The organism is Streptomyces sp. NPDC005805 (assembly GCF_040630445.1).
Classification (GTDB): Bacteria; Actinomycetota; Actinomycetes; order Streptomycetales; family Streptomycetaceae; genus Streptomyces.
Map to the genome: position 1 here is coordinate 51,769 of NZ_JBEXXN010000040.1, position 9,003 is coordinate 60,771.

At 73.8% G+C, this 9,003-nt stretch carries 8 protein-coding genes and 1 pseudogene; 6 read left to right on the forward strand and 3 right to left on the reverse strand.

Annotation, left to right across the window (positions count from 1 at the left end):
* Positions 1 to 229 precede the first annotated feature (229 nt).
* The 3 genes from ABZ457_RS21425 to ABZ457_RS21435 are packed head-to-tail and all read left to right on the forward strand — an operon-like array spanning position 230 to position 4,293.
* Positions 230 to 2,281 (forward strand): MMPL family transporter, encoded by a 2,052-nt coding sequence (locus tag ABZ457_RS21425; RefSeq protein WP_359159507.1) that lies wholly within the window; start codon positions 230 to 232, stop codon positions 2,279 to 2,281.
* A 54-nt stretch (positions 2,282 to 2,335) separates the two neighbouring features.
* A complete protein-coding gene (locus ABZ457_RS21430) occupies positions 2,336 to 3,610 on the forward strand; it encodes a histidine kinase (protein WP_359159494.1) in 1,275 nt (424 codons plus the stop codon).
* Positions 3,607 to 4,293: a response regulator transcription factor gene (locus tag ABZ457_RS21435; protein ID WP_359159496.1), complete on the forward strand. Its 687-nt coding sequence runs from the start codon at positions 3,607 to 3,609 to the stop codon at positions 4,291 to 4,293. The genes ABZ457_RS21430 and ABZ457_RS21435 overlap by 4 nt, the downstream gene beginning before the upstream one ends.
* 202 nt (positions 4,294 to 4,495) lie before the next feature.
* Here ABZ457_RS21435 and ABZ457_RS21440 read toward each other — a convergent pair whose 3' ends face one another.
* The gene (locus ABZ457_RS21440; RefSeq protein WP_359159498.1) at positions 4,496 to 5,860 is read right to left on the reverse strand and encodes an FAD-dependent oxidoreductase; all 1,365 of its coding nucleotides are present in this window, start codon (positions 5,858 to 5,860) and stop codon (positions 4,496 to 4,498) included.
* A 333-nt stretch (positions 5,861 to 6,193) separates the two neighbouring features.
* On the opposite strand from ABZ457_RS21440, the gene ABZ457_RS21445 reads away from it, so the two are divergent.
* Positions 6,194 to 6,409, forward strand: a complete 216-nt coding sequence (locus ABZ457_RS21445; RefSeq protein WP_359159500.1) for a hypothetical protein — start codon at positions 6,194 to 6,196, stop codon at positions 6,407 to 6,409.
* Positions 6,410 to 6,432: 23 nt separating this feature from the next.
* Here the strand turns inward: ABZ457_RS21445 and ABZ457_RS21450 are convergent, their stop codons facing one another.
* Both ABZ457_RS21450 and ABZ457_RS21455 read right to left on the reverse strand, forming a co-directional pair.
* A complete protein-coding gene (locus ABZ457_RS21450) occupies positions 6,433 to 6,948 on the reverse strand; it encodes a DinB family protein (protein WP_359159502.1) in 516 nt (171 codons plus the stop codon).
* A 58-nt stretch (positions 6,949 to 7,006) separates the two neighbouring features.
* Positions 7,007 to 7,231, reverse strand: a pseudogene (locus ABZ457_RS21455) (VapC toxin family PIN domain ribonuclease); the annotation flags it as partial.
* Between the two features lie 45 nt (positions 7,232 to 7,276).
* Here ABZ457_RS21455 and recO point away from each other — a divergent pair.
* Both recO and ABZ457_RS21465 read left to right on the forward strand, forming a co-directional pair.
* Positions 7,277 to 8,026 (forward strand): DNA repair protein RecO, encoded by a 750-nt coding sequence (recO, locus tag ABZ457_RS21460; RefSeq protein WP_018846718.1) that lies wholly within the window; start codon positions 7,277 to 7,279, stop codon positions 8,024 to 8,026.
* A 28-nt stretch (positions 8,027 to 8,054) separates the two neighbouring features.
* Positions 8,055 to 8,912 carry an isoprenyl transferase gene (locus ABZ457_RS21465; protein WP_359159505.1) on the forward strand — a complete coding sequence of 286 codons (858 nt, stop codon included), beginning with the start codon at positions 8,055 to 8,057 and terminating at the stop codon, positions 8,910 to 8,912.
* Positions 8,913 to 9,003: the final 91 nt, after the last annotated feature.

A 9,003-nucleotide genomic window follows, 5' to 3' on the forward strand; every position in this document is an offset into this window, starting at 1 on the left:
CCCCGCTACTCCCCGGGGAGTAGCGGCCCCCTTCCGCCACCCACCGGAGTACCCGGGATCTCGGGCTCGGGGGCGAGGAAAGGCGGCGCGGGCGGCGGGAGGGTGAGGGGGACCGGGTGTCGTGGGACGCCCGAGGGAGGGGGAGCCCATGGCGCCCGTATCGACCGTCGACACCGTTGCCGAGGCGGGGCCTCGGGAGCCGGGGGTGCCCACGGCGCGGCGGAGGGCCGTGCCCTGGGCCGTGGTGGTGCTGTGGGCCGTCGTCGTCGTGCTCGCGCTGCCGTTCGCGAGCCGGCTCGCCGACGCGCAGCGGGACAACATCGTCGACTATCTGCCCGCGAGCGCCGACTCCACCGCCGTCGCCCGGATCCAGCAGGCCATGCCCGGCGGGGAGGCGACCGAACTGCTCGTCGTCGTGCACCGGGACGGCGGGCTGAGCGACGCCGACCGTGCGCACGCCGAGGAGCGCCTCGCCGAGGTCGCCGGGGCGCACCGGTTCACGAGCGGGCCGCCCCGAGGGGTGCCGTCCGCCGACGGGACCACGCTGATGTACCCCCTGTCGTCCACCGAGCCCGGTACCGACAACGCGGCCCGTACCGCGCTCGTCGAGGACGTGCGGGAGCGGATCGGGCAGGGCACGCCAGCGGGTCTGGACGTCGAACTCGGCGGCCCCGGCGCCCTCCAGAGCGACATGGAGAAGGTCTTCGAGACCATCGACGGCACCCTGATGCTCGCGACCGCGCTGGTCGTCGCCGTGCTGCTGGTGGTCACCTACCGCAGCCCCTTCCTGTGGCTGGTGCCCCTCGTCGTGGTCGGCGTCGCCGCCGTCGCCTCGCAGGCGGTCGTATACGGCCTGATCCAGGGCTTCGACCTGACCGTCACCAGCCAGAGCGCCGCCCTGATGACCGTGCTCGTCTTCGGCGCGGGCACCGACTACGCCCTGCTGCTCGTCGCCCGCTACCGGGAGGAGTTGCGCCGCGTCCCCGACCCCTACGACGCGATGGTCACCGCCCTGCGCGGCTGCGGCCCCGCCGTCCTGGCCTCCTCCGGGACCGTCGCCGCCGGTCTGCTCTGCCTGCTCGCCGCCGACCTCAACAGCGCCAGCGGCCTCGGACCGGTCGGCGCCGTCGGCGTGGTGTGCGCCCTCGCCGCGATGACGACCCTCCTCCCGGCCCTGCTGGTGCTGCTCGGCCGCCGGGTGTTCTGGCCGCTGGTGCCCCGCCACGGCGCCGAAGTGCCCACCCGGCGCTCGGTGTTCGCCACCATGGGCGGTGCGGCCGGCCGTCGACCCGGCGCCGTCCTCGTCCTCGGCGCCGCCCTGCTCGGCGCCCTCGCCCTCGGCGGCCTCAACCTGCCCGGGGGCCTCGCCCAGGAGGACACCTTCACCGACCGGCCCGAGTCCGTCACCGCCATGACCCGGCTCACCGACGCCTACCCGGAGCGCAGCGCCCAGCCGATCAGCGTGGTCGCGCCCGCCGACCGGGCGGCCGAGGCGCTCGCGGGGGCCCGCGCCGCGGACGGCGTGGCCGAGGTGCGCCAGGGCCGCACGGCGGACGGCTGGACCGAGATCGCCGTCTTCGCGAAGGACGCCCCCGAGACCGCCGGCGAGACCGCGACCATCCGCGCCCTGCGCGCCTCGCCCGCGCTCGACGGCAGCCGGGTGGGCGGCCCGAGCGCCCAGCAGCTCGACCTGGCGGACACCAACTCCCGGGACCGGAAGGTCGTGGTGCCCCTGGTCCTCGGCGCGGTGCTGCTCGTCCTCGTCGTCCTGCTGCGCAGCCTGGTCGCACCGCTGGTCCTCACCGCCGCCGTCGTCGCCGTCTGGGGCGCGGTCCTCGGCCTCGGCGGGCTGCTCTTCGAGCCGGTCTTCGGCTTCGCGGGCCTCGACCCGAGCCTGCCGCTGCTGTCCTTCGTCTTCCTCGTCGCCCTCGGCGTCGACTACGGCATCTTCCTGGTGCACCGGATGCGGGAGGAGTGCCTGGCGGGCGGGGACCCGAGGGACGCGGCGCTCACGGCGCTGCGCACCACGGGCGGGGTGATCGCCTCGGCGGGCGTGGTCCTCGCGGCCACCTTCGCGGTCCTGGCGGCGCTGCCGATGGTGCCGCTGGTGGAGATGGGCTTCCTGGTCGCGGTGGGCGTCCTGCTGGACACCTTCCTGGTGCGGACGTACCTGGTGACCTCGGTGAGCCTGCTGCTGGGCCGCCGGATCTGGTGGCCCGGCCCGCTCAGCCGGAAGCCGGCCGTCCGGAAGGCGGCGGCCGGGGAGCCCGCCGGGCGCTGAGGGCCGGCACCCCGGTGGCCCCGCCCTGCCGCCACCCGCATCCGATACCCCAGGATGGAGCCCGTGGAAGAGTCGTCGCCGCCGAGCACGCCAACGACCGGGCCCCGCCTGGGGGAACGGGTGCTGCACGCGGTCAGCCGGGACCCGCTGACCGTCCCGCACCGGGCCCGCAACGACGCGATCCTGGCCGCCGTCGTCGGGGCCCTGGCCGTCGCGCTCGCCCTGCTGGTGGACCCGGCCCGCCGCCCCGACCCGCTCGGGTGGCTGCTGCTGGCCGGGTCCGTCGTCCCCCTGGCCTGGCGGCGGGCCCGGCCCGGGGCGGTGCTGTTCACGGTGGTGGCGTGCGTCGGGCCGTACCACCTGCTGGACCACGCGCACGCCGCTCCCGTGCCCGCCTCCCTCCTCGCGCTCTACACCTACGCGATGGTCGCGCGCCCCCTGCGCACCGTCCTGGTGGGCGGGGCCGTCATCGGCGTCAGCCTGCTCGCCATGTTCAGCGTCGGCACCAGCGAGGGGCTGGAGGCCCTGCGCACCACCGGCTGGGTGCTCGCCGCCCTCGTCTTCGGCATCGACGTACGGGTCTACCGGCTCTACATCGCCTCCGTCCTCGGCCGGGCGGAGCGCGCCGAGCGCACCCGCGAGGAGGAGGCCGCCCGCCGGGTCGCGGAGGAGCGGCTGCGGATCGCCCGCGATCTGCACGATCTGCTCGCCCACTCGATCACCCTCATCGGGGTGCGGACCTCCGTCGCCTCACACGTCCTGACCGTCGACCCGGACCGGCTCGACCGGGCCGCCGTCGCCGCCGCGCTGGACGAGATCGCGGACACCTGCCGTACCGCGCGCGGCGAACTGCGCACCACCCTGGAGGTGCTGCGCGCCGGCACGGGCGGGGGGCCCGCGGGCGGCGACGGCCCGCTGCCCGGCCTGGCCGCGCTCCCCGCCCTCGTCCGCACGGCGGCGACGGGCGCGCGGCTGGAGTTGCGCACGGGGGAGGGGAGCGTCCCGCCCGCGGTGGAGGCGGCGGCCTACCGGATCGTGCAGGAGTCCCTGACCAACGCGGTCCGGCACGCGGGGCGCGGGGTGTGCGTCCACGTCGTGGTGGAACGGGCCGGCGACGCGCTCCGGGTCACCGTCACCGACGACGGTCCCGCCCCCGGCCCGGACGCCGGTACCGGAGGCGCGGCCCGTGCCGACGGCTTCGGCATCCTGGGTATGCGTGAGCGCGCCCGCAGCGTGGGCGGCACCCTGACGGCGGGCCCGCGCCCCGGCCGGCCCGGGTTCCGGGTCGCGGCCGTCCTCCCGTTCCAGCCCTCGGAGGCCCCCGTATGATCCGCGTCCTGCTCGCCGACGACCAGACCCTGGTGCGCGCCGCCTTCGCGATGCTGCTGGAGTCCGCCCCGGACATGGCGGTCGTCGGCGAGGCGGGCACCGGCGCGGAGGCGGTCGCCCTGGCGCGTTCCGCGCGGGCGGACGTGGTCGTCATGGACATCCGGATGCCGGAGCTGGACGGTATCGGCGCCACCCGGCTGATCGCGGCGGACGAGGATCTGGCCGGGGTGAAGGTCCTGGTGCTGACCACGTACGACACGGACCAGCACATCGTCGACGCCCTGCGCGCGGGCGCCTCCGGCTTCCTGGTGAAGGACACCCGGCCCGCCGAGCTGCTGACCGCGATCCGCACGGTCGCGGCGGGCGAGTCCTTGCTGTCGCCCGGCCCGACCTCCCGGCTGATCGCCCGCTTCCTGAGCACTCCCGGCCTCCCGGGCGGCGCCCACGGCCTGGGCCCCGGCGGCGGACCGGACCACCTCACCGACCGCGAACGCCAGGTCCTGACCCTGGTGGCGCGCGGTCTGAACAACACCGAGATCGCGGAGGCCCTGGGGCTGAGCCCGCTCACGGCGAAGACCCACGTCAGCCGCATCATGGGCAAGCTCTCCGCCCGGGACCGCGCCCAACTGGTCATTGTGGCCTACGAGTCGGGCCTGGTCGTCCCGGGCGGCGACGGCCCCTGACGGCCGCGCCGGGCAACGCCGGAGGGCCCGGCGGCGTCGGCACCACCCGAGGGCCTGGCAGCGTCCGCCCACGGCACCGGGCCGCGCCCGGTTCCCCGTAACGCCCGAGGCGCCCCGGCCGCACCCCCGGTGCCCCGCAAGCCCGAGGGCCCGGTGGCAGCAGCCACCGGGCCCTCGGGACCACTCCTGCGCGCCGCAGGCGTCAGGCGCCGCTCTCGCGGAGCATGTCCTCGCGCTCGACGATCTTCACGCGCTCACGCCCCTGGGGCTCGCCCAGCGCCTTCTCGGCGGCGTCGAGCTTGTACCAGCCCTCCCAGGTGGTCCAGCGGACGTTCCGGCCGGACAGGAAGCCCTCGACCGCGTCCGGCTCCGGCGAGGCCGGGCTCTGGAGGCGGCCGTTGGCGAAGTCGTCCAAAAGGTTGGAGATCGTCTCGTTGGCGTCGCCCTTGGTGTGGCCGATGAGGCCGACCGGGCCGCGGCGGATCCAGCCCGTGACGTACGTGGAGTCCAGGTGCTCGCCGGACTCCTGGATCACCCGGCCGCCCTCGTCCGGGACGGTGCCCGTCTCGACGTCCCAGGGGAGCTTGACCAGTTCGTCGGAGAGGTAGCCGACCGCGCGGTAGACGGCGGTGACGTCCCAGTCCTTGAACTCGCCGGTGCCCTTGACGTTGCCCGTGCCGTCCAGGGCGGTGCGCTCGGTGCGCAGGCCGACGACCTCGCCGTCCTCGCCGAGGATCTCGGAGGGGGACTCGAAGAAGTGCAGGAAGAGCTTGTGCGGGCGCTCGCCGATGTCGCGGATCGCCCAGTTCTCCAGGGTCTTGGCGACCATGTCCGCCTGCTTGTTGCCGCGGCGGGTCTCGATCGAGCCCTCGTCGTAGTCGATGTCCTCGGGGTCGACGATGACCTCGATGTTCGGGGAGTGGTCCAGCTCGCGCAGCTCCAGCGGGCTGAACTTCGCCTGGGCCGGGCCGCGGCGGCCGAAGACGTGGATCTCCTTGGCCCGGTTGAGCTTCAGCCCCTCGTGGACGTTCGGCGGGATCTCCGTCGGCAGCAGCTCCTCGGCCGTCTTGGCGAGGACGCGCGCGATGTCGAGGGCCACGTTGCCGACGCCGAGGACCGCGACCTTCTCGGCCGTGAGCGGCCAGGTACGGGGCCAGTCCGGGTGGCCGTCGTACCAGGCGACGAAGTCGGCCGCGCCGTAGGAGCCGTCCAGCTCGATGCCCGGGATGTCGAGCGCGCGGTCGGCGGTCGCGCCGGTGGAGAAGACCACGGCGTCGTAGAAGGTGCGCAGGTCGTCCAGGGAGATGTCGGTCCCGTAGTCGACGTTGCCGAAGAGGCGGATCTGCGGCTTGTCGAGCACCTGGTGCAGGGCGGTGATGATGCCCTTGATCCGGGGGTGGTCGGGGGCGACGCCGTAACGGATCAGACCGAAGGGCGCGGGCATCCGCTCGAAGAGGTCGATCGAGACGCCGGGGTCGGCGGCAACCTCGGACTTCAGCAGCGCATCGGCGGCGTAGATACCGGCGGGGCCGGCTCCGACGATGGCTACCCGCAGGGGGCGGGTCATGACAGGGTCCCTTCGGGCGGCGACAAGAAGCTCGAAGGGAATCTTAAACTAAGGCAAGCCTAAGTTGGTACGCGCCCCCTGTCTATGAGCTCATAAGGCTGACTTATGCCCTCTCGAAGTCCCGCTTGATGAGTCTCGTGGGCCGCCGCGGCCCCGGGGAGCGTGGGCCGGTCGACCCGTGCTCCCCGCCGTGTGCCCAAGCGTTTCGAAGTGTGTCGAACCGGCGTCCTACACCCGTGACACGCCGTGTCCCCTCGCCGGATCGGGGCACCGCACGGTGGACACTGTCGGTCTGATCGCCGCAGCTCTGCCCAGGGAAGGGGGTCGCACGCCATGACCCTGCCCATCGGTACGTACGTCGTCGACATCCGCACGGGCCGGGTCGGCCGGTTCATGGGGGCGGCCGGACCCTTCCTGTCCCTGAGACCGGTCGGCGGCGGCCGCGAGTGGGAGTGCGCCCCGGACGAGGTGCGCCCCGCGACGGCCGCGGAACGCATCAGCGCGACGACCGCGTACGTCAACGCCCGCAGCCGCGGCGAGGTGACCTGACCCGACCAACCCCGGTCCGGGGCTCAGTAGTAGCCGGTCTCGCCGTCGAGGAGTTCGCGGATCGCGTCCAGGTGGCCCGCGTGGCGGGCGGTCTCCTCGATCATATGAATGATCATCCAGCGCAGGGACGCCTGGGCGGAGGTGAAGTCGGGGTGGCGGCCGGCCGCGTCGAGTTCGTGCGCGGCGATGATCTCGTCGGATGTCACGCACTGTGCGCGGTAGTCGTCGAGGAGCCGGGCCAGGGGAGTCCCGTCGGCCCTCATGTCCAGGTCCTCGGGGTCCTCGGAGAACTGGGGCCCCTCGGCGGGGCGGCCGAGGAACAGGACCTCGAACCAGGTCTGCTCGGCCCAGCGGAGGTGGGACACCAGCCCGGCGACGGTCATCAGCGGCGATTTCGGCAGCACCGGCCGGTGCGCGTCCTCCTCGGACAGGCCCTCGCACTTGTAGTGCACGATCGCGCGCTGCATCTGGAACCAGCCCATCAGCTGGGTCCGCTCGTCGGCGGTGAACGGGGGGCGTATGCGGGCGGGAGACGTCATGCCGGCGCACGCTAGTGGAGCGCCCGCCGCGCCCGCACGGGGTTTTCCGGGGACGGGCTCAGGGGTGGAGGTCGATCATCCGCTCGGGCTGACCCGTGACCGCGGCGACGGTAGGGAAGCCCCGGTCGCGGTGGAGCAGCGTCAGGCCGGCCAGTTCGGCGGTCGCGGCGACGAGGAGGCCGACCCGGCCCGCGCTGCGGTGCAGCCCCTTGGCGGTCAGCAGTTCTTGAACGTCCCGCGCCCGGCGGAAGACCCCGTCGGGCGCGGGGCACCAGGTGTAGTGCGTGTGCGGCCCTCGGGAGGGGGCCGGTGCGGGAGAATGGGGCGCATGAGTCTGTTCCGTGATGACGGGGTCGTGCTGCGCACCCAGAAGCTGGGGGAGGCCGACCGGATCATCACGCTGCTCACGCGGGGGCACGGGCGGGTGCGGGCGGTGGCGCGCGGGGTGCGGCGGACCAAGTCGAAGTTCGGGGCGCGGCTGGAGCCGTTCTCCCACGTCGACGTGCAGTTCTTCGCCCGCGGCAGCGAACTGGTCGGCCGCGGCCTGCCACTGTGCACCCAGTCGGAGACCATCGCCCCCTACGGCGGCGGCATCGTCACCGACTACGCCCGCTACACCGCCGGCACCGCCATGCTGGAGACCGCCGAGCGGTTCACCGACCACGAGGGGGAGCCCGCCGTGCAGCAGTACCTGCTGCTCGTCGGCGCGCTGCGCACCCTCGCGCGCGGGGAGCACGCGCCCAACCTGGTCCTCGACGCCTTCCTGCTGCGCTCCCTCGCGGTCAACGGCTACGCGCCCAGCTTCGACGACTGCGCGCGCTGCGGCCTCCCCGGCCCCAACCGCTTCTTCTCGGTCGCCGCGGGCGGCGCCATATGCGGTGACTGCCGGGTGCCGGGCAGCGTCGTACCCTCTGCGGAGGCCATCGCCCTGCTCAGTGCGCTGCTCACCGGCGACTGGCCGACCGCGGACGCCTGCGAGGCGCGCCACGTCAGGGAGGGGAGCGGGCTGGTGTCCGCGTATCTGCACTGGCACCTGGAGCGCGGGCTGCGCTCGTTGCGGTACGTCGAGAAGTCGTAGGAAGCAGAAGCTAGGAGTTGTGAGCCGCATGGCACGACGCGGAATCCTGGGCCGGTCCCGCCGCGAGTACAAGGTCCCCGAGCCGCACCCGTCCGGCGCCCGGCCGCCCCGGATCCCGGCGGAGCTGGTGCCGAACCATGTGGCCTGCGTCATGGACGGCAACGGCCGCTGGGCCAAGGAACGGGGCCTGCCACGCACCGAGGGGCACAAGGTCGGCGAGGGCGTCGTCCTCGACGTGCTCAAGGGCTGCATCGAGATGGGCGTCAAGAACCTCTCCCTCTACGCCTTCTCCACCGAGAACTGGAAGCGCTCGCCCGACGAGGTCCGCTTCCTGATGAACTTCAACCGGGACGTCATCCGCCGCCGCCGGGACGAGATGGACGAGCTGGGCATCCGCATCCGCTGGGTCGGCCGGATGCCCAAGATGTGGAAGTCCGTCGTCCAGGAGCTCCAGGTCGCCCAGGAACAGACCGTCGACAACGACCGGATGACGCTGTACTTCTGCGTCAACTACGGCGGCCGTGCCGAGATCGCGGACGCGGCGCAGGCCATCGCCCGGGACGTGGCTGCGGGGAAGCTGGACCCGTCGAAGGTCAACGAGAAGACCTTCCAGAAGTACCTGTACTACCCGAACATGCCGGACGTGGACCTCTTCCTGCGCCCCAGCGGCGAGATGCGCACCTCCAACTACCTGCTCTGGCAGTCCAGCTACGCCGAGATGGTCTTCCAGGACGTGCTGTGGCCCGACTTCGACCGCCGCGACCTGTGGCGCGCCTGCCTGGAGTACGCCCAGCGCGACCGGCGCTTCGGCGGGGCGATCCCGAACGAGGAGCCGGCCGCGATGCGGGGCCGGCCCGAGTCCGGGGCGGCGGACGGGGGCGTCTGAGCCCGGCGGCCCGGACCGGCTTGCCGGGACTTCCGGGACGGCGAGGGGCCCGGGGGGTTTGGGGGGGAGGCCCGGGGCCCGCGCCCGCCCG

Excerpts from the sequence above, each read along its gene's own strand:
- ABZ457_RS21440 (WP_359159498.1), bottom strand. The coding sequence starts at position 5,860 with ATGACCCGCCCCCTGCGGGTAGCCATCGTCGGAGCCGGCCCCGCCGGT.
- ABZ457_RS21450 (WP_359159502.1), bottom strand. The coding sequence starts at position 6,948 with ATGACGTCTCCCGCCCGCATACGCCCCCCGTTCACCGCCGACGAGCGG.
- ABZ457_RS21445 (WP_359159500.1), top strand. The coding sequence starts at position 6,194 with ATGACCCTGCCCATCGGTACGTACGTCGTCGACATCCGCACGGGCCGG.
- ABZ457_RS21465 (WP_359159505.1), top strand. The coding sequence starts at position 8,055 with ATGGCACGACGCGGAATCCTGGGCCGGTCCCGCCGCGAGTACAAGGTC.
- recO (WP_018846718.1), top strand. The coding sequence starts at position 7,277 with ATGAGTCTGTTCCGTGATGACGGGGTCGTGCTGCGCACCCAGAAGCTG.
- ABZ457_RS21435 (WP_359159496.1), top strand. The coding sequence starts at position 3,607 with ATGATCCGCGTCCTGCTCGCCGACGACCAGACCCTGGTGCGCGCCGCC.
- ABZ457_RS21430 (WP_359159494.1), top strand. The coding sequence starts at position 2,336 with ATGGAGCCCGTGGAAGAGTCGTCGCCGCCGAGCACGCCAACGACCGGG.